Here is a 21,031-nt window from a genome sequence, read left to right as displayed (position 1 = left end):
GGCAACCTTTGGCCCAAAGCAAGGGAAAGGGAAAGGAAAAACAACCATAGAGGCAAATAATCAAGAAAAAATTTGGAATACAACATAGAAGGGGCGAATTGAATTCGCCTGCTTTCTTCATTCCCCATTCATTAAAAAAACGGAAGGCAATTTTTTTCAATTGCCTTCCGTTTTTTTATTTCGCTAAATAACCGCCATCCACTGGGTAATAGGATGCCGTAACGAATGAAGCTTTATCCGAAGCTAGCCATAAAGCCAGCTCTGCTACTTCTTCTGGCTTACCCAATCTTTGGAAAGCATGTTGTGTTTCTAGATATTTCAGGGAGTCTGCATCCAGGTTGGCTTCAACCAATGGAGTTGCAATAAATCCAGGACCGATTGCATTGATGCGAACGCCTTTGGTCGCATATTCCCATCCTGCAGCCTGGGTCAGTCCGACAACGCCATGTTTTGCTGCAACGTATGCCGATGATTTCGCAAATCCTACTGCCCCAAGGATAGATGCCATATTAATGATGCTTCCGCCCACTTTCTCAATCTCTGGTAACTGATAGTGCATTCCATAGAATACTCCATTGAGGTTGATGTCAATGACTTTTTTCCAGCCTTCGATAGATAGGTCCCCAACGTTGTTGGATTCGCCACCTATTCCTGCATTGTTCACTGCAATATGTAGTGCGCCGAAATTCTCAATGGCAGCCTCCACAATTTTTTTATTGTCTTCGGCAGAAGAGGCATCTGCTTTAATAAAGATAACATTCCCCTCACCAAGATTGTTGATCAATTCTTCTCCTAACTTTTCGTTCAGATCCGCTATAACAACTTTAGCACCTTCTTTTACAAAAAGTTCAACGATTGCCTTACCGATACCGGAAACTCCTCCGGTCACAATAGCCACTTTGTCATTTAGTTGTTTCATATTGTTCGCTTATTATTTTGACAATAAGATACAAAGAATACAAGAGCAGTTATGTGACTTTTGTCATCCAAAAAGCTGATTATGACTTTAATAGGAAAGTGCAAGTCAAAGCTTACAATCTTTTGATAATCGCCATTTTTGGTATTACCTAATATGAATATTATTTTACCTTATTCGGTTTTCTCGGGGTTATCTGTACTCAGGATAATTGAATCTCCCTTGCCATATTCATTGGAATAGACCTTGATCAAAACTCCTACAGAAGATAGGATCAAAGGACCGAAGATCAATCCCAACATGCCGAATAATTTTAGACCCAGCAATACCCCAAACACCGTGATCAGAGGTGGGACATTTCCCAATGTTTTTAAAATGGTAAAGCGTAAGATATTATCGATACTACCGATCAATAGGAATCCATAGAGGAGGATACCGATTCCATTGGCAGTTTCACCTCCGGCTAAGGTAATGATACCCAGTGGAACATAGATGGTCATGGTCCCTAATACCGGAACTATGGAAGCAATACCGGTCAGCATGCCCATCAGAATAAAATTATCTACCCCAAAGATCCAATAGCCCAACATGGCTACTAAACCTTGGAAAAATCCCAAGATAGGGATACCGATAGCATTGGAACGGACCATGGAATCAAACTCTTTCCATAGTTCTTGTTTGCTTTTTGGTGAGAAGGGTACACCACTGGAGATATAACTTTCCATTTGCCTACCATACACCAACATAAAATAAAGCACAAACAAAGCCACTATAATATTGATCATGACCTCGGCCACGGAGTTCAATATGCTTGGTACATATTTGGTAAATCGCTGCAGCATATTGAGCAAAGCTTCATCCGACATGTCAATATCCTTCAGGAATGGCTTGTCGGCCATATATTCCTTCAAGAGATTGAACTGGGAGACGATCTTATCCGTATTGTTCAAGAAACTGGTGATCTGTGGAACCAGATAATCCACCAAGGCCCAAATAGGCAATACAATAAAGACAATGGATATGAGAATAAACAGGAGACTGGTCAGGATCTTGTTCCATCTTTTCCGTTCTGTCAATTTAAAGTAGCTATTACGGAATAGCACATATAAAGTAATGGCACCTAGGAAGCCCGGCAAATAATAGTAAAGGTTCTTGAAAATTAGGATACATACCAAGATAATGATGATAATCAACATGATCTGGTTGATGGAATTGTTGTTAATCTGCTTCGTTCTCATATTCAGTAGCAATTTAGGTAAATATAGTGTTTTAGACAACAGACAATAGACATAAGACATAAGACCACTGTATAACCCTAAATAGAGCTTGCTGCTTTAATATTAACTTAATTTTTCCAACAATGTTTTTGACGTTTTCACAGAGCCTATCGCATAAAAACCAAACAGCTTTGCTTGAAACAATTCAGCCATCTGTGCTTGTCAAAACTTGCTTGGCAAGGATAGGTCTAATGTCTGATGTCTAATGTCTCTTAGTCTATAAAATAAGAAAAGCCCATCCTTTTTGGGGATGGGCTTTTCTTATTTTATAATGCTTACGCGCCTAATTGTACACGTTTGAAAGCAGTAACAGTCAATCCTTTAGCAACTGAATCCAAGAACTGAGCGATAGATTTAGAAGAATCTTTAACGAACTCTTGGTTCAATAAAGTGTTTTCTTTGTAGAATTTGTTCAATTTACCTTGAGCGATTTTTTCTACCATTTCTTCTGGTTTACCTTCAGCGCGGATTTGTTCTTTAGCGATTTCAAGTTCGCGTTCGATAGTTTTCGTATCAACACCATCTTTATCGATAGCCACTGGGTTCATCGCAGCGATTTGCATAGCTACGTCTTTACCAGCTTCTTCAACACCAGCAGCATCAGCAGAAAGACCTACCAATACACCTAGACGGTAGTTACCGTGGATATAAGCAACAACTTTATCAGCAGCAACAGTTTCGAATTTAGAAACGTCGATTTTCTCACCGATCTTACCAGTTTGTTCGATCAATAAGTCAGCGATTTTAGTTCCACCGATTTCCAATGCTTTTAGGTCCTCTAGAGTAGCAGGGCTGTTCGCTAATGCAGCGTCAGCTACTGATTCAGCAAATGCAACGAAATCAGCGTTCTTCGCTACGAAGTCAGTCTCACAGTTTACCTCAACTACGATACCTGATTTGCCATCAGCCGCAGCTTTAGCAATAATTACTCCTTCGTTTGAGTCGCGGTCTTGACGGCTAGCAGCAACTTTAGCACCTTTTTTACGAAGGTAGTCAACAGCAGCTTCGAAATCACCATTAGCTTCCACTAATGCTTTTTTACAGTCCATCATACCAGCGCCAGTTTGTTGACGCAATTTGTTTACATCTGATGCAGAAATTTGTACTGACATAGTATATTTTTTGTTAAAATTACAATTGATGTGTTAAGCATTCCTTGAATTAAAATCAACAGAATGTTAACTTTTAATGTTCAATAGGTTCTTGCCTTTCAGCAAAAAAACCGGAAAGACAGGGGCGGTAAAAGGAAGCAGATCTTCCAGAAACCAACACTTGTCTATCCGGCTTATATTATAGAATAAGATTATTCTACGTCTTTCGCTTTACGAGTGCGTTTTCCTGGAGTCGCTTCAGTAGCTTCACCATTGTCAACTGCAGCTTTAGCAGCAGCAGCTTCTTTTTCCGCGTCCTCTTCTTTATCGCGCTTGCGCTCTTCCAATCCTTCAATGATAGCTTTACCAATTACGCTTGCAATTAAGCTGATTGATTTAGTCGCGTCATCGTTCGCTGGAATAGGGAAGTCGATGTTTGTAGGGTCAGAGTTTGTATCAACCATTGCAAAAGTAGGGATGTTTAATTTCATCGCTTCTGCAACCGCAATATGCTCTTTCTTAACGTCGATAATGAATAATGCAGCAGGTAAACGGTTCAAGTCTGCGATACCTCCTAAAAGGTTCTCTAACTTGATACGCTCACGTTGGATCATCAATTTTTCTTTCTTAGACAATACATCGTAAGTGCCATCTTTCTGCATTTTATCGATGTTTGACATTTTCTTGATTGATTTGCGAACTGTTGCAAAGTTAGTAAGCATACCACCTAACCAACGTTCTGTCACGAAAGGCATGTTTACCGCTTTCGCTTGTTCTGCCACGATTTCTTTCGCTTGTTTCTTTGTAGCTACGAATAAAACTTTACGACCTGATTTTACGATCTGTTTGATCGCTGATGCTGCCTCTTCTAATTTTGTAAGAGTCTTGTTCAAGTCGATGATGTGGATACCATTGCGTTCCATGAAAATGTACTTAGCCATTTTCGGATCCCACTTACGAGTAAGGTGACCAAAGTGAACACCTGCATCCAATAATTCTTGATATGTTGTTCTTGCCATTTTTTGATCCTCCTTATATTAACGTTTACTGAATTGGAATCTTCTACGTGCCTTACGACGTCCTGGTTTCTTACGCTCAACCATACGGTCATCACGTGTCATCAAACCTTTAGAACGTAAAGCAGGTTTTACTTCTGGGTTAAGCTCTACCAAAGCTTTTGCAATCGCTAAACGAACTGCTTCTGCTTGGCCTTTTACCCCACCACCTTGAACGTTAACATTGATGTCAAAATTTGCAAGAGAATCTGCTACCAATAACGATTGAGTAACGATGTATTGCAAAGGTAATGTAGGAAAATATTCCTTGTAATCTTTACCGTTTACGGTAATGTTTCCATTGCCAGCTGTTAAGTAGATGCGGGCAACAGCAGTTTTTCTTCTTCCTGAAGTGTTAGTTGTTGACATAATCGTTCTCCTTAAAATTTAACTGGTTTTGGATTCTGAGCCTCATGCTTGTGCTCTGTTCCAGCATAAACATATAGGTTCTTAAATAACTGACGTCCTAAACGGTTCTTAGGCAACATCCCGCGAACAGCTTTCTCAATGATGCGCTCTGGGTGCTTTGCCATTAACTCTTTTGGAGAAACGAAACGCTGACCACCTGGGTAGCCTGTGTAGCGAACATATACCTTGTCGCCCAACTTGTTTCCAGTCAATCTAATCTTGTCTGCATTGATAACAATCACGTTATCTCCACAGTCTACGTGTGGGGTGAATGAAGGCTTGTGCTTTCCACGGATCACTTTCGCAATCTCGCTTGCCAAGCGCCCCAAAATCTCGCCTTCAGCGTCAACAACGATCCATTCTTTGTTAACGGTGTTCTTGTTAGCAGAGACAGTTTTGTAACTTAACGTATTCACTTGCTTTTATTTAATTAATTAATAATGTTTTAAATCCTATTGTAATCACTACAATTAGGTCTGCAAAGGTACAATAATTATATTTAATTCTCAAAGCCAATTTTACTTTTTGTTTCCAGCTGTTTTTCATGGCTTTAGCTACATGGCAGAAAAGCCACAACATGCCCTATTTTGTTTGAAACCATTCATCTAAAATAATGCAGCCCCCCATGTGGCTAGGTATCGCAAAATAAGTTTTTTTTGGTGTCATGCTGAAGGTTCTCCGAAGTGTCTCGGAACAATTCAATCATAATTGTATTGGTGAACAGGTCCTACACCGCAGGTGTAGGAAGACAGCAGGTTATGAGATATCTACGCACAGATTCTTCACACATCGTTCAGAATTTGATATTCCTGAGAGGGATTCAGGGCACAGCGAAGAATCTATTTTTTTTTTTTTTTTTGAATTTGGGGTCTTTCAGAAATTGTCAGATGAAGAAACTATTTTTTATTAAGTTCACCCAATTAAAGAAGATTTTCAGAAAAACATTTCACCCACGCTGTGAGTTCTCCATGAGGAATTCCTTGAGTCTACAAAGATTTCACCCCTTCTTGGGGTTTCCCAATTTATAAAAACATTTATCCCTCCAAAGGAAGCCCTTGCAGGAAAAGCTGCAGAAGCCTTCAGTGAATTAGTTCCAGTTATCTAATCCAAATTACCTAACCAATGACCTTTTAGAAATAAACGGCTTTCAAGGAATAATCCCTCCTGTTAAGGCATATTTATAGGTGATTTTATCGTGATTTAACATTTCTTAAAGATATTCATTTAAACTTTTCTGCATTTTTGTACTCTTTAAAATTAATTTATTACCTTGAATAGCCTTAGACTGTGCGCTAAGCAAGATAAAAGGTGAATAATTAAAGAGATTTAGATGAGAAGATTACATTGGTGCAAACCCCTGGTTCTGGGAGTAATGTTGATGGCGGGACAAGTGTTGTTTGCGCAAGAATTGAAGGATGATAAGGGTTATAAGGAGCAATTGGCATCTATTGAGTCCAAGCTGAAAAGTGGGGATTTAGCAAATGCACTGCAAAGTATTGAAGAGACCCTGGAGAAATACCCGAATGGAGCAGAGGTCTACTATGCGAAATCCTTGTTATATGCTCAAGCTAGAAACTTTGATGTTGCCTTGCCTGCTGCTGAGGAGGCCGTGAAGATTGCTCCTGAGAATATCATATACAACAACCATCTTCTGGAACTGTACAAGAGCAAAGGTGATTTCACCTCTGCTGTCGAGTTATTGGATGAGTTCATCAAGAAGCAACCCAACAATCCGCAGGTATATCGTGAAAAGATCATGATGCAGCATGCCGGTAAAAAATCGGAAGATGCATTGAAGACATATGAAGAAACGAAAGCTAAGTTCGGTGAAACGGATACCCTAGATGTCCTGAAGGCTGAAATTCTGATGGATATGGATCGCCCACGAGAAGCCAATGAAGTTCTTCAACAGTGGAGAAAGAAAAAATCTCCGATTCGCCAGGTGTACAGTAGCCTGAGCTATATCTTGCTGGACGAAAAGAAACCGAAGGAAGCCCTGACCGTTTTGGATGAAGGGCTGGCCACGACAAAAGATGATCTGCTGTACCTGGATATGGCAGATGCCAATATGGCGCTGAAAAAAGGCTCGCAGGCTTTTGAGAATATCAAAAAGGCCTTTCAATCAGACGCGGTAACCTTTATCGACAAGCATCGGGTCATGATGAACCTGGTGAACAACAATAAGGATTTTACGAAAGACCAATTGCAGGACTTGGCGAACACCTTGGTGTTAAAGCACCCAAGGATGCCCGATAGTCATATGTTTAAAGGAGATATCCTTTGGATGCGTGGTGACCTTGATCAGGCCAAGTCACTTTACTTGACAACGGTGAGCATGAACCCGCAGCATGTGGATGCATGGCGTAAGTTGATCAATGTGGAATTGGCGCAGAACAAATTAGATGAAGCCATCGTGGATGGAAAAGAGGCATTGAGCCATAATCCCAATAATGTGATCATCACTTATTTTGTTGGGGTTGCCTATATGATGAAAAAAGATACCGACAACGCCCGGTTGTTCCTTGAGCGTGCCCTGGATCAGAGCGGCAATGAGAATGACTTCGTGAAGTCTATGATTTACGGTGGTTTGGGTGACCTTTACCATGAGATCAAGATGGAGTCGGCATCTGAAGTGGCGTACGAGGAAGCAATCAAATTGGATAGCAACAATGTAACGGTGATGAACAATGCAGCCTATTATCTTTCGCTACAGAAGAAAGATCTGGATAAAGCTGCTGCATACGCCAAGAAGGCAAATGAGTTGGAGCCAAATTCTGGAACCTTCCAAGATACCTATGCCTGGGTGCTATTCCAACAAGGGAAATATCAGGAAGCCTTGGTATGGATCGAGAAAGCGATCAAAAATTCGGAACCATCTGGCGTATTATATGATCATTATGGTGATATCCTGATCAAATTAGGAAAGACCAAGGAAGCATTGAAGCAATGGGAGAAGGCGATGACCTATTCGGAAGGAAGTGCCTTGGATAAGGAAAAGTTAAAACAGAAAATCAGTGAGAAGAAATATATTGAGTAAAATCAGTTTGGTCTTGGCGGTATTGATGCTTGCATCAGCCTGTGCCAGTAAAAAGGCAACCGTTAAGAAGGAGGATGCCGCTGCTACAGCAAAGGGTAAGGACCTTTTGAGCACCTATGAATTGAACAATTTGAACTTTATCACCTTCTCAGGTCGGGCAAAGGCAAGGGTGCAGTTTGGTGAAGAGACCCAGAACGTAACCTTGAATGTGCGTATGGAACGGGATAAGGCCATTTGGATTTCGGTTACTGCACTCTTGGGGATTGAAGCTGCCCGGGTCTTGATTACTCCAGACAGTGTAAAGATCATCAATAGATTGCAGAGCGAGTATATCGCTAAACCATTTTCCTATATATATAGGTATACCAATCCTGGTATTTCCTTTTGGATGTTGCAGGATATCTTGGTAGGCAATATATCAACAGAGATGTTGCGTACCGATCAATTGCAGATCGCGACCAGTGAAGACGATGTGCAGGTTATCGGGGTGAAGGATGGATTGACCTTTCATTACGGTGTGAACAAAAGTAACAGACCGACCCTGTTCAACTTGATGGAGCTGGGCAAATCCAATAAATTGGAAGCTCAGTACAGTGAGTTTGCTGTAATTGACGGACATAATTTTCCACAGAGATTCACGTTAAACATTGAAGGTAGTGGTGCGAAAGTGTCTTCAGACATGCTTTACAACAAGTCGGAATTCAATAAAGGCGTGGAACTTAACTTCAGTATTCCGTCCAGATATAAGGCAATCAATTAATTGCTAGGCTGATTGAATGTAAAGAAATTGTGTTTTTATTATTTTCGTATTAAGTATATCCTTATTTTTGGAAGTTCTGTAAAATAGAGACGAAAGAATTTAACATTTCATGGATTTTAAAAAGATTGTACTCAGTATATTTTCCTTATTGCTATTTGTTGGCTTGAGCTATGGACAAAGTAGTTTGGAATTAAAGAAACAAAGGGAAAGAATAGATAGAGAAATTGCTGAGCTCCAAAAAATATTAAGTGCCAAGACCCAGGAGAAGATCCTATCCCAACAGGAAGTTGCTGCGCTGAGCAAGCAGTTGGACCTCAGGGAGAATAAAATCAGTACCATCAATTCGGAGTTGCGCATTATCAACAAAAACATTTCATCAAATAATGCCATCGTAGATAAGCTTAAGGCGGAGTTGGAAAAAATGAGACAGGATTATGAAAAGATGATCCTATTTGCATTTAGGAACAAGAACTCCTACAATAAGATGATGTTTATCTTCGCTTCAAAGGACTTTAACCAAGCCTTTAAAAGGGTAAAATACCTGCAGCAATTTACCGATGCCCGAAAGGTCAAGGTTGCCGAGATCGAGGGAACCAAGAAACAGATCGAGCTGAAGATTGCGCAATTGGAAAGAGATAAAAAGACGCAACAGTCCCTGTTGAAAGAACAGGAAGCTGAGCGTAATACCATAGCCAAGGATAAAGCGGCCCACTCTCAGGAGTTGAACCAATTGGCTCGTGAGGAGCGTACGTTCCGCGGTCAGTTGACGAAAAAACAACAAGAAAAGAAACGCCTGGATGCAGCGATCAAGACTGCCATTGCCCGTGAGGTAGAAGCAGCACGTAGAGCTGAGGAAGAACGCAGAAGAAGATTGGCGGAAGCTGAGGCTAAGAAAACAGGTACCACTGTTACAGAAGCCGAGAAGAAAATTGAAAAGAAAACAGGTTCAGCTGTATTGAACAACTCACCGGAAGCAACCAAGTTGTCGGCTGGTTTCTCATCCAACAGAGGACGTTTGCCATGGCCGGTTGGACAGGGTAATATTGTACGTAACTACGGTAGTGTTACGGTAGAGCGTGGAGTTCGTGACTTCTATGATTATATCCGTATCCGTACATCGGATGGGGCACCTGTAAAAACGGTATTTGAAGGTACGGTATTGCAGGTTATCAATATCGGATCGTATGCCGTGGTGGTTCAACATGGTGAGTATCTGACGGCTTATTCTAACCTGAAATCGGTAAATGTAAGCAAGGGTCAGAAGATCTCTACAGGGACCGTAATCGGGGCTGCAGACTCCGATCCAGAGGTAGGTTATTCCTATATAGACTTGAGCGTTTATCGCGGTACAACTTCGATGAATCCATCAATATGGATAGCAAGATAGTTACAGGGATTTAAATTATTTATCTATATATTTGTTAGATACACTAAAAGAAAAGAATCAGTAAATTAGTAGAATATGTATACATCAGGATTATTATTTATCGGTACCAATGAGATTATCATTATCGTGGTATTGGCGTTATTGTTATTTGGGGGAAAGAAAATTCCTGAATTGATGCGTGGGTTAGGACGTGGCGTGAAAGAATTCAAAGAAGGCCAAAAAGATGATCCAAATGCTGAAGGCAACACAAATACAACAGCTAATAATGATACAGTTAACAAACAAGGTTAATTATTTTCATTAAAAGATTTTATAAAGTTTCACTGGATACGTCATGTGTCTGGTGAAACTTTTTTTTATAGCTAACCAAAATGAATTGGCACAAATTGCCAACGATAAGCGAAGAACTAACACAGATAGTTTTTACAGTAGCGATTACTTATGAACAAAAAAATTAGTTTCCTAGTTACAATAGGCTTGTGTGTCCTGAAGTTTGGATACGCACAGGAACAGCAGGTGGACCCAACTGTCTTTGGGGAAACCTTTCAGGCCAATATTATTGACCAATTAGAGAAAGATAAGGAAAAGACTTTCCTGATGTTGGATTCTGTCAAGCAAGTGGCAGGTGGCGGCGTAGTCTTCAGTGAAGAGGACGTCAATATCGCCCAGCGGATCCAAAGGATCCAGAAAACGGTCCCTTTGGAATATAATGTCCGCGTCAAGGCTTATCTGGATAAATATATTTCCAGGAATTACAAGCCTTATATGGAAAAACTGCTAGGCTTGAGCGAATATTATTTCCCGATCTATGACCAGATCTTTGCCGAACAAGGCGTGCCCGATGAGGTAAAGTATCTGTCCGTTATTGAATCTTCCCTAAACCCGCATACCGTTTCCACTTCTGGAGCCGTTGGCCCATGGCAGTTTATCTATGGCACCGCGAAGGTCTATAACCTGACCATGGATTCTAATTTTGACGAGCGAAAGGATGTATACTCGACAACCTATGCGGTCTCCAGTTATTTAAAGGAGGCTTATGATGAATTCAATGATTGGTTGTTGGCCCTGGCTTCGTATAACTGCGGTAGAGGCTGTGTGCGTCGCGCCATTATCCGTTCTGGATTGAACAGCCCGAACTACTGGGAACTGTCGCCATTCCTTCCTAAAGAAACCCAAAACTATATACCGAAATTCATTGCGATGACCTATGTGCTGAACCATGCAGAGCTGTATGGCTTGGATTCGGAGGTGAATGATCTGCAGACAGACCATAAGGTCCTGATGCTGGATAAATCGGTCAATATCAAGCAACTTGCATCTGCCTTGACCTGTTCTCCTGAACTGTTGAAGCAATTGAATCCAGGTTATAAGCGCGAAGTGGTGGTTGCAAGTCCTGAGAAACAAAGACGTTTGGTGATTCCCATTAATGAATCGATGAGCGATTCGTTGATCTATGCTGCCCTGCATAATCCGCAGGACGAGGCTATTCAAAAAGCCATCGCAGCAGTGGATGTAAAAGAGGACAAGGACCATAAGGTAACAAAAGGGGAGACCTTGCAGACTATTTCTAGAAAATATGGCGTCAGCGTCCAAAACTTAATGGCTTGGAATAACCTGACTTCAAGAAGTTCGATTACAGGAAGGACCTTGGTGGTTTCAAGAGCCATTGATGAGGAACTGTCCAAGAATGTGCTGGCAGCAACCCGTGCAAAGACCGCCGTGAAAAGTAACCCTACTTATGTAACCTATGTGGTGCGTAAAGGGGATACCTTGTCAGAGATCGCTGGAAAGCACCGTGGGGCTACCGTAAACAAGATAAAATCAGATAATAACCTTCGTGGGTCTAACCTACGCATTGGTCAGAAGCTGAAGATTTATAAGGGTAAGAGTTAATAGAGGGAATACCTAAACAAATAGAATTTTAAAAGGAAGATGCGGCTATGATAAATATGCCGCATCTTCTTTTTTATCGAATTCCTCCAGGACCACCTCAACGTGTTCTTTGAGGATGGTTGAAAGCTTTAATCCATAATAATCACTGAACACCGGGAACTGATGGTGGCTACGGTCGATTAGAACGGCTGTACGCATGCGTTTTAATGGAACGTTAAGAAACACACCCAGGCCATAAGCCAAGGTCCTACCGCTGTTTAAAACGTCGTCTATCAAGATGATTACTTTATCCTTTGCTGTTTCAATCGGAACATCTGTTGTCGCTTCCAGTTTACGCTTGGTTTTTTGCACAGTTACCTTGATCAATTCAAAGGTTTTGTCAGGTGCTATTTCCATAAGTATCTTCTGTAAGCGTTCGGCAAATACATAACCGCGGTCAGCTAGACCAACAAGAACAATTGTAGACTCGTCAAAGTTATCTTCTACGATTTGATAGGCAATACGTTTGGACTTTTGAAGGATCTGCTCTTTATTGAGGATAAGTGTTTTCTTAGATGACATTGTTGCTTTTTTGATAGGGGTAAATTTAGCAAAAATTTAAAAAATAAAGTCCGAAAGCATGACTTTCGGACTTTATTTTAATATTTTATAACTCTAGTTTGATCTAGTGAAGATTGCTTTTCTGATTTGGGTTGGCATCAGCAGTCATGATACGCTCGCCATCTTCCAATTTAGGACGGCCACCGTTATAGTAGTATCGCTTCCAGTAAGCTTCATTTAGGTTACTTACCATGACACCTTTACTAGATGATGCATGTGCAAATTTATCATCTCCTAAATAAACACCTACGTGGGTAATGCTTCTGCTTCTGATCTTAAAGAACACCAAGTCTCCAGGTTGTAAATCATTCTTACGAATAGGGGTTACATTGGAATATTGATTGCGGCTATTATAACCGATCGTGGTGTTGAACACATTCTCATAAACTGCCAACGAGAATTTAGAACAGTCGATCCCTCTTTTAGAATCACCTCCAAGGCGATAAGGAGTTCCTAACCATTCGTAAACAAACTGATAAAGTTTTGTGTTGGTAGTAGCGTTTGATGCAACGCCCATGATTTGAGAGAAGTATTCTTTTGCTAGGTTATCAGGGTCTGAGGATTTTTGGCTGGTTTGAGCCTGCGAGAATAGACATAAGCCTATGAATAGCATCACTGCCACTAGTTTCTTTGTTTTCATTAAATCGCTAATTTATACAACCATAAGCTCCCTGAAAACCTTCATTTTTTTGTAATTTTTCAAACGAGCTGAAGCAAATCTAATACATACTGTATAGAATTCAAAACATTCTTAAAGAAATTTAACAAAGTTTTAACACTTTTAACATTTGGATTTTTTACCTGTTTAACCTTTCATTTGTCGATTTACATTTAAATATTGGCTTAATCTGATATAGGGCTACTTTTTATAATTTTTTTTAATTTTTTTAATAAAACTACATTGTTATATAAAATTTAATAATATATTTGGACATTCAAAAACAAAATTAATGTTAAACGCATCTATTATTATTACAATTATCATTACCACCGGGGGCAATACCAGGAGGAAGTGATTCTATTGTATAGTAATTAGTACAGATATTAGAAGCCTTCCTCTTTTGAGGAAGGCTTTTTTTATTTCCGATAAAACAAACAGTAAATAAACAGAGCAAGAAAGCATGAAAATTCTAAAATTTGGCGGGACATCCGTAGGTTCCGTAGAAAGTATCAAAGCAGTATTAGCCATCGTAAAGGAATCTTACGAAGCTGGAGAAAAGCCATTGGTCGTGTTGTCAGCGATGTCAGGAATCACCAACTTGTTGACAAAAATGGCTGAAGATGCAGCGGAAGGTAAGCCTTTTGCCGAGGATCTGAAACTCTTGGAAGAGAAACACTTTGAAGTGGTCAAAAAATTAATTGCCGTGAAGTTTCAAAATCCCGTGTTAACAAGATTGAAACTCTTGGTCAATGAATTGGAAGACCTGCTGCAAGGGGTTACCGCTTTAAAGGAACTTAGTAATCAGAGCAAAGACCTGATCATCTCTTATGGCGAACGCTGCAGTAATTATTTGGTCGCCAAGATCATGGAACAGGAAGTCCCCGAAGCAGAATACATCAACGCATCCCACTATATTAAAACAGATTCCAATTTTGGAAATGCCCACCTCAACGAACCGCTTACTGCACAATTAATCCAAGCACTTTCTCAAACACATGCCGATAAACTCCTATTTGTAACTGGATTCATCGGTTCTAATGATAAAGGCAGGATTACAACTTTAGGGCGTGGTGGTTCAGATTATACCGCTGCCATCTTCGGTTCGGTGCTGAATGCTTCAGCAATTGAGATCTGGACAGATGTGAACGGGATGTTGACCGCAGACCCTAGAATTGTTAAGAAAGCTTTTTCGTTGCCTGTCCTTTCCTATACTGAAGCTATGGAGCTTTCTTATTTTGGAGCGAAAGTCATCTATCCTCCAACGATGGTTCCGGCTTTTATGAAAAAGATTCCGATTGTAATCCGCAACACCTTTCAACCTAAATTCCCTGGAACGGTAATCCAGTTTGAGACTGGAAAGTCAGGTTTTCCGATCAAAGGTATCTCTTCGATTTCCGATGTGTCGGTAATTAACCTTACGGGTAGTGGAATGGTTGGTAAGTCCGGATTCAGTGGTCGTCTGTTTACCTTATTGGCTAGGGAGCAGATTAACGTCATCTTGATTACGCAATCTTCTTCCGAGCACAGTATCACTTTTGCTGTAAATCCAAGTGATTCGCAAAAGGCCGTTGAGCTTATCCAGAATGAATTCGAACTAGAGCTTTTGGCCAATAAGTTATCCCTGCCAGTTGTGGAAAGTGACCTATCCATCTTGGCAATCGTAGGGGAGAACATGAAACGTACGCCTGGCATGTCGGGTAAGTTATTCCATGCGCTTGGACGTAATGGTATCAATGTGCGTGCAATTGCTCAAGGCTCTTCAGAATTCAATATTTCAGTCATCATCAATAAGGAAGACCTTTCTAAGGCGCTGAACGCAGTACATGATGCCTTCTTTGCCGAGTTAAAGAAAACGCTTCATGTGTTCAATATTGGAACAGGCAATATTGGTTCTACTTTGTTCAGCCAATTACATAAACAGCACGCTTTCTTGGAAGAACAAAATGATATAGAAGTCAAAGTAGTAGGTATTTCTAATTCCAGAAGGATGTATTTCAATGCCGATGGAATAGACCTTGGCAATTGGAAAGAAGAAATGGATGCTAACGGTGAAGTGGCGGATTTAGCAACCTTTATCGCAAAGATGCAGGAGATGAACCTACCAAACTGTGTGTTTATCGACAATACGGCGAGTAAATTGCCCGCAACCTATTATGAAAATATCTTTAAGGCGAATATCTCAATTGTAACCTGTAATAAGATCGCAAACTCTGGAGATTATGCTCAATATAAACTATTGCATGAGACGGCTAGAAAGCATGGTGTAGATTTCTTCTATGAAACCAATGTTGGTGCTGGCCTGCCGATCGTTAGGGTTCTTAAGGACTTGATGATGAGTGGCGACCGCTTGTTGAAGATAGAGGCTATCCTATCTGGAACCATCTCCTATATCTTTAATAATTTCAAGGGAGATGCTTCATTCTACGATGTAGTTAAGAAAGCGCAGGAGTTAGGATTTACAGAGCCTGATCCCCGTGATGATTTAGGAGGGATCGATTTTATGCGTAAGATGTTGATCTTGGGTAGGGATGCTGGATATCCGATTGAGTCTACAGATGTTCAATTGGGTAATATTCTTCCAGAAAGCTGCTTAAAAGCAGATTCCGTAGATGAATTCTATGCAGAGCTGTTAAAAGCTGATGATTACTTCAATAGTTTGAAAGAAGAAGCAGAAAAGCAAGGTAAGGTAATTCGATACATCGGTACATTAGAGAATGGTAAAGTTGCAATCAGTTTGCAAATGGTCGATGAGAGCCATCCATTCTATGCCTTATCAGGAAGCGATAATATTATTTCATTTACGACGGAAAGATATAAAGAACGTCCATTGGTGGTAAAAGGTCCTGGTGCTGGGGCGGAAGTTACCGCTGGAGGGGTGTTCGCAGATTTAGTAAACGTCGGAGCTTAATTCTAAAACAATAGAAATCATGTCAAATCCTGAACAATTAGTAAATAAGGGAAACATATTGAATCCAGATAAATGGTTAAAAGAAGTACGGGTGTTTGCTCCAGCAACGGTAGCAAATATGATCTGTGGCTTTGATATATTGGGTTTTGCCGTAGATAAACCTGGAGATGAGGTTTATATGCAACGGGTGAAAGAGTCTGGAGTTCGGATTCGCTCCATCCAAGGAGACGATGGACGTTTGCCATTAGACCCTGATAAGAATACCGTGAGCGCATGTGTCAAGATGTTGTTGAGCCATTTAGGGCTTGAAGATGAAGTCGGCGTAGAAATCGACCTGATCAAGCACATGCCTATTGGAAGTGGATTAGGTTCTAGTTCGGCGAGTACGGTGGCAGGTTTGTTTGCCATAAATGCCCTTTTGGGGAATCCTTTGACCAAGAATGAGCTGATGCCTTTCTGTGTAGAGGGTGAACGATTGGCCTGTGGTCATGGCCATGCCGATAATGTTGCTCCTGCTCTGATGGGTGGTATTACCTTGATCAGAGGTTATGAACCCCTAGATATCATCAATCTGCCTGTACCAGAAGATTTAGTAGCTGGTATTGTGTTTCCACAAGTGGATGTTCCGACAAGGGACGCAAGGCAATTGATCAAGGAAAAAGTATCCTTAAAAGATGCGGTTAATCAATGGGGCAATATAGCAGGTCTTGTGGCAGGATTATACCGTAGTGATTATGACTTGATCGGCAGAAGTATGCATGATGTATTGATCGAACCTACGCGGGCGATCTTGATACCTGAATTCTATGAAATGAAACGCATAGCGATGGAAGCTGGCGTGCTAAGCTTTGGGATCTCGGGTTCCGGACCTTCCGTGGTTGCTATCAGCAAGGGTGCTGAGGCTGCTCAATTGGCGGTAGACCGCATTCAAGAGCATTTGACAGCTAATGGTATCGATAGCTTACAGTTTGTCTCTGCAGTCAATGCGGAAGGACCCAAAATTCTTTCTTAAACCTAAACTTATTACAATGCAATTCTATAGTACTAACAATAAAGATCTACGCGTATCCTTTCAAGAGGCAGTTTTTAATTCCCTTCCTCAAGATAAGGGACTTTATATGCCGGAGAATATCCCAAGCCTAGATCCTTTTTTCATTAAAAATATACAGCAATACTCCTTTCAGGAGATTGCCTTTCAGATAGCCAATGCGATTATCGGGAATGATATTCCTGAGAAAGACTTGAAGGCTATCATCAATGACGCTATCAATTTTGATGCACCATTACGGTTTTTAAGTCCTGATACTGCGGTGTTGGAGCTTTTCCATGGACCATCTTATGCTTTTAAGGACTTTGGTGCTCGTTTTATGAGCCGTGTTATGGGATACTACTCAAAACAAGGCGAACAACTGTTAGACGTATTGGTAGCCACCTCTGGTGATACCGGTGGGGCTGTGGCTTTAGGCTTCCTTGGCGTCGAAGGTACCCGAGTGACCATACTATACCCAAAGGGCAAGGTCTCTAAGGTTCAGGAAGAACAATTGACTACCAATGGCCAAAACATCCGGGCATTGGAAGTGGAAGGCACCTTTGATGATTGCCAAGCCTTGGTTAAGCAGGCTTTCAATGATCCTGAGCTGAACAAAAAACTAAGGCTTACTTCCGCGAATTCTATCAATATTGCCAGATTGATTCCGCAGACCTTCTATTATTTCTGGGCCTATGCGCAGTTGAAAGCTCAGGGTATGCAAGAAGTGGTCTTCACCGTACCTAGTGGAAACTTTGGGAATATTGGAGCGGGCTTATTGGCCTATAAGATGGGATTACCGGTTTCGCATTTCGTGGCAGGTACGAATGTCAATGATACGGTGCCACGTTTCTTGAAATCAGGTCAGTACGAGCCAAAAGCCTCCGTTCAGACCTTGGCAAATGCCATGGATGTTGGAAACCCAAGTAATTGGGTCCGTATCCAAGACCTATTCCATAATAATCTTTCGGAATTGCAGGGAATAATCAGTTCATACACCTACAATGACGAAGAAACCACAAAAGGAATGGATGAGCTGTATGAGAAGTTCAAATATGTGGCCTGTCCGCATACAGCGATTGCTTACCTAGCGTCCGAAGCCTACAGGAAAGATCATCCTGGCGAATATGCTTCGGTGTTCCTATCCACGGCACATCCTTGTAAGTTCCCAGAAGCGATTTCAGAGGAGGTCTATAAAGAAGTTAAACTACCAGAGGGTGCTGAGAAGCTGCAAGGCAAACCAAAGCTGGCAGTAGAGTTGAAAGTAGATTACGACGCCTTCAAGGCTTACTTGATAGAGAACAATTAATATCTTCTATACATGCAAAAAAGGATCAATTCAAGAATATCGCATTGATCCTTTTTTTATTCTAATAAAGCAAGTTATTCCAGAGTTGCCAATAGTTCTTCCAGCTTATCTAAAGGGAACCTGATTTTCGCCAATTTCCCAGTCTTTGTATTGATGATCATATAGGTAGGGTAGCTTTGTACGGACAAAGAATCTTCCAAAACCTTTACTTCTGACTTATCTAACCAAAAATTATCATATTTCTTTGGTTCTTTGGCTAGGTGGTTTTTCCAAACATCTTCTTTTTGATCAATGGAGAGCCCAATAAATTTGATGTTCTTTTTACTTGTACCTGCAATCCTTTCATATTCAGGATGCTGTTGAAGGCAAGGAACGCACCATGTTGCCCAAACATCAATAACGATATAGTCTGCTTCCTTGTATAAATCTTTGATATTGAGTTTTTCATTCTTGAGGTTACTTAACTTTAGTAAAGGAAAATCTATATTAGTCATCAATTTATTCTTATGGTCTACCATATCATATTGATTCTGCAGCTCATTGATTTTGTTCTGAGAGAGGTCTTGCTCCTTAACTTTGGCTATTAGTTCCTCGATTTGCTCCAAATGCTTCGGCGATAATTCTGGAAAGCCTGTAGACATAAACGGATTCGTTAAGAAATTTCCTAAGTATTCAACCGTCAATAAGGAATTTGGGTATTTATTTAGTGCATTGATCTTTTCATTAAATCCCCATTCTGTAATCTCTTCTAATGAGGCCTCCTTTTTCTTATATTTCTCCCTTTGTTGTTCTCGGAGAGCATTCATTTCAGCTAGTTGCTTATTCAATTCACTATCCTCTACAGATGCTTTTTTCTCTTTTGCATCTAAGGTTATTATCATGTTATTATTATCCACGATTATAGGCAATGCATCTCTTTCATAGGTAATTTCCTTTCTATTTAACAATTCATCATGTAACTCATCGAATGTTGGATATTCATTTTTGCTCAGTACAAAGAAAGAATGGTTTACCTGTTCCTTAGGCAATTCACCAGGGATCTTAAATTCAAAAGTATTGTTACTCAATTTATGCACTTGAAAACCATTAAAACTGGATAGGTGAACATACTTTATGCTGTCGCCAAAGTTGCTGATCGTGCCTTTGATGGTTACCTCTTGTGCAGAAAGGGATTGAAAGAAAATCGAAATAAATAGGAAGATAGTGATGAAAAGTCTCATAAGATGTTTATTAGTGGTTGTTATGAATATAATGAAAATAAATGTTGAAAGAGAATAAAGGTTCCAACGGTAAGAAAAGAAGATGATAAAAATCATGAAAGGGAGTCTGTTATTCAAAGTTTTTTATTCCATGATGAATTAATTTCTTTCAATTCTATTTATTTTTGCATTCATGAATAAAATAATCCTGAATAAAGGAAAGGATAAAGCCGCTTGGCAATTACATCCATGGGTCTTTTCCGGTGCAATCTCAGCTGCCCTGGGCAAACCGCAAAATGGAGATATCGTTTCTGTCTACAACATGGAAGATGAATTTATTGCCTACGGTATATACAATGGTAACTCGAGGGTTGCGGTCCGCTTATTGGAATGGGACCCTAGTCAGGAGATCACTGAACAATGGTGGCGCAATCGGGTAAGCAAAGCGGTCAATAACCGTTTGAGCTTATTGCACGATAGCAACAATACCGTTCGATTGATCTTCGCAGAGGCCGACTTCCTTCCAGGATTGATAGCCGATAAATATGCCGACTTTATTTCCGTACAGGTTCATTCCGCAGGAATTGAAAAAGTAAAGGATATTATCGTCGATCAGCTCGTTCAGTTATTACAACCCAAAGGGATCTATGAGCGCAGTGACCTGAAGTCTAGAGAATATGAAGGGCTCCCTGATACCAATGGTCTTCTTTTTGGAACCGTACCTCCTGAATTCGTTGATGTCATTGAAAATGGTATACATTATCAAGTCAATATCGTAGAAGGGCAGAAGTCTGGCTTTTATTGCGATCAACGCGAAAATAGAGCCATTACGGCGAGTTATGCAAAGGATAAGAAGATGTTAGATTGCTTTAGTTACTCTGGAGGGTTTACCCTGAATGCCTTTCGCGAAGGTGCGAGCTCCATTACTTCTGTTGACAGCTCAGGACTGGCTATCGAAACCTTAAAGAACAATATCAAGCTCAATGGATTTGATAGCAGCAAACATACCGCTGTACAGTCTGATGTCAATAAATACCTGAGGGAATTGGGGGAGCAGGGGGAGAAGTTTGATGTCATCGTTTTAGATCCACCAAAATATGCACCAACAAGGTCTGCTTTAGAAAAAGCTTCCCGAGCGTACAAAGACCTGAATAGACGCGGGCTTATGCTTCTTAATAGCGGAGGCCTTCTGGCTACGTTTTCCTGCTCAGGAGCCATGGACATCGATACCTTCAAACAGGTCATCGCTTGGGCCGCTCTAGACGCCGGTAAAGAAATCCAATTTATCTATCAATATTGCCAACCCGAAGACCATCCTGTCCGTGCTTCATTCCCAGAAAGTGAGTATCTGAAAGGTTTGTTGGTTAGGGTGCTATAGAGAGACATTAGACAGGAGACACCAGACTTTAGATCAGTATAGCGAAATTTGGCTCTATTTATAATTGAGGGAAGTATAGATTAGACAATAGAAAAGGTCTTATGTCTTTTGTCCATTGTCTTATG

18 protein-coding genes are annotated in these 21,031 nt (G+C 40.6%); 9 read left to right on the top strand and 9 right to left on the bottom strand.

Annotated elements, in window-relative coordinates; all coding sequences use genetic code 11:
* Window positions 1-175 precede the first annotated feature (175 nt).
* The 6 genes from ACWIB3_RS08280 to rplM all read right to left on the bottom strand — a co-directional run bounded on the left by ACWIB3_RS08280 (window position 176) and on the right by rplM (window position 5,163).
* Window positions 176-919: an SDR family NAD(P)-dependent oxidoreductase gene (locus tag ACWIB3_RS08280; RefSeq protein WP_185210696.1), complete on the bottom strand. Its 744-nt coding sequence runs from the start codon at window positions 917-919 to the stop codon at window positions 176-178.
* Between the two features lie 170 nt (window positions 920-1,089).
* Entirely contained in the window at window positions 1,090-2,154 is a 1,065-nt protein-coding gene (locus tag ACWIB3_RS08275) for an AI-2E family transporter (RefSeq protein ID WP_185210694.1), read from the bottom strand.
* Between the two features lie 314 nt (window positions 2,155-2,468).
* Entirely contained in the window at window positions 2,469-3,305 is an 837-nt protein-coding gene (tsf, locus tag ACWIB3_RS08270; RefSeq protein ID WP_093098737.1) for a translation elongation factor Ts, read from the bottom strand.
* A gap of 191 nt (window positions 3,306-3,496) precedes the next feature.
* On the bottom strand, window positions 3,497-4,303 hold the full coding sequence (gene rpsB, locus ACWIB3_RS08265) for a 30S ribosomal protein S2 (RefSeq protein ID WP_093098738.1): 807 nt from the start codon (window positions 4,301-4,303) through the stop codon (window positions 3,497-3,499).
* Window positions 4,304-4,321: 18 nt separating this feature from the next.
* Complete coding sequence (rpsI, locus tag ACWIB3_RS08260; RefSeq protein WP_094255221.1) at window positions 4,322-4,708, bottom strand: 30S ribosomal protein S9; 387 nt, start codon at window positions 4,706-4,708, stop codon at window positions 4,322-4,324.
* Between the two features lie 11 nt (window positions 4,709-4,719).
* Window positions 4,720-5,163: a 50S ribosomal protein L13 gene (gene rplM / locus ACWIB3_RS08255; protein ID WP_094255220.1), complete on the bottom strand. Its 444-nt coding sequence runs from the start codon at window positions 5,161-5,163 to the stop codon at window positions 4,720-4,722.
* A 914-nt stretch (window positions 5,164-6,077) separates the two neighbouring features.
* Between rplM and ACWIB3_RS08250 the strand changes: the two genes are divergently transcribed.
* The 5 genes from ACWIB3_RS08250 to ACWIB3_RS08230 all read left to right on the top strand — a co-directional run bounded on the left by ACWIB3_RS08250 (window position 6,078) and on the right by ACWIB3_RS08230 (window position 11,824).
* Complete coding sequence (locus tag ACWIB3_RS08250) at window positions 6,078-7,784, top strand: tetratricopeptide repeat protein (RefSeq protein WP_185210691.1); 1,707 nt, start codon at window positions 6,078-6,080, stop codon at window positions 7,782-7,784.
* Window positions 7,762-8,544, top strand: a complete 783-nt coding sequence (locus tag ACWIB3_RS08245; RefSeq protein ID WP_454291344.1) for a DUF4292 domain-containing protein — start codon at window positions 7,762-7,764, stop codon at window positions 8,542-8,544. The genes ACWIB3_RS08250 and ACWIB3_RS08245 overlap by 23 nt, the downstream gene beginning before the upstream one ends.
* Before the next feature lie 109 nt (window positions 8,545-8,653).
* Window positions 8,654-9,931, top strand: coding sequence for a murein hydrolase activator EnvC family protein (locus ACWIB3_RS08240; protein ID WP_185216081.1), 1,278 nt, complete (start codon window positions 8,654-8,656; stop codon window positions 9,929-9,931).
* Between the two features lie 75 nt (window positions 9,932-10,006).
* Window positions 10,007-10,222 carry a Sec-independent protein translocase subunit TatA/TatB gene (locus ACWIB3_RS08235; protein WP_093098747.1) on the top strand — a complete coding sequence of 72 codons (216 nt, stop codon included), beginning with the start codon at window positions 10,007-10,009 and terminating at the stop codon, window positions 10,220-10,222.
* 150 nt (window positions 10,223-10,372) lie between these two features.
* Window positions 10,373-11,824: a lytic transglycosylase domain-containing protein gene (locus ACWIB3_RS08230; RefSeq protein WP_185216082.1), complete on the top strand. Its 1,452-nt coding sequence runs from the start codon at window positions 10,373-10,375 to the stop codon at window positions 11,822-11,824.
* A 45-nt stretch (window positions 11,825-11,869) separates the two neighbouring features.
* On the opposite strand, the gene ACWIB3_RS08225 is transcribed toward ACWIB3_RS08230, so the two are convergent.
* Window positions 11,870-12,385, bottom strand: a complete 516-nt coding sequence (locus ACWIB3_RS08225; protein ID WP_185210686.1) for a phosphoribosyltransferase family protein — start codon at window positions 12,383-12,385, stop codon at window positions 11,870-11,872.
* A 103-nt stretch (window positions 12,386-12,488) separates the two neighbouring features.
* The gene (locus ACWIB3_RS08220) at window positions 12,489-13,064 is read right to left on the bottom strand and encodes a C40 family peptidase (protein WP_185210684.1); all 576 of its coding nucleotides are present in this window, start codon (window positions 13,062-13,064) and stop codon (window positions 12,489-12,491) included.
* Window positions 13,065-13,545: 481 nt separating this feature from the next.
* Between ACWIB3_RS08220 and thrA the strand changes: the two genes are divergently transcribed.
* From thrA to thrC, 3 genes are read left to right on the top strand one after another with little or no spacing between them, the layout of a single operon-like run.
* Window positions 13,546-15,993, top strand: coding sequence for a bifunctional aspartate kinase/homoserine dehydrogenase I (gene thrA, locus ACWIB3_RS08215; protein WP_454291343.1), 2,448 nt, complete (start codon window positions 13,546-13,548; stop codon window positions 15,991-15,993).
* A 19-nt stretch (window positions 15,994-16,012) separates the two neighbouring features.
* Complete coding sequence (locus ACWIB3_RS08210; RefSeq protein ID WP_254529681.1) at window positions 16,013-17,005, top strand: homoserine kinase; 993 nt, start codon at window positions 16,013-16,015, stop codon at window positions 17,003-17,005.
* A 16-nt stretch (window positions 17,006-17,021) separates the two neighbouring features.
* Complete coding sequence (thrC, locus tag ACWIB3_RS08205) at window positions 17,022-18,329, top strand: threonine synthase (protein ID WP_454291342.1); 1,308 nt, start codon at window positions 17,022-17,024, stop codon at window positions 18,327-18,329.
* A 74-nt stretch (window positions 18,330-18,403) separates the two neighbouring features.
* Here the strand turns inward: thrC and ACWIB3_RS08200 are convergent, their stop codons facing one another.
* Entirely contained in the window at window positions 18,404-19,549 is a 1,146-nt protein-coding gene (locus ACWIB3_RS08200; RefSeq protein WP_454291341.1) for a TlpA family protein disulfide reductase, read from the bottom strand.
* A gap of 172 nt (window positions 19,550-19,721) precedes the next feature.
* On the opposite strand from ACWIB3_RS08200, the gene ACWIB3_RS08195 reads away from it, so the two are divergent.
* Window positions 19,722-20,906 (top strand): class I SAM-dependent rRNA methyltransferase, encoded by a 1,185-nt coding sequence (locus tag ACWIB3_RS08195; protein ID WP_454291340.1) that lies wholly within the window; start codon window positions 19,722-19,724, stop codon window positions 20,904-20,906.
* The last annotated feature ends 125 nt before the right edge of the window (window positions 20,907-21,031 follow it).

The sequence above is a fragment of the Sphingobacterium sp. NPDC055431 genome (assembly GCF_053644255.1).
The sequence above is the reverse complement of the archived record's forward strand: the minus strand, read 5'-3'. Positions and strand labels throughout refer to the sequence as shown.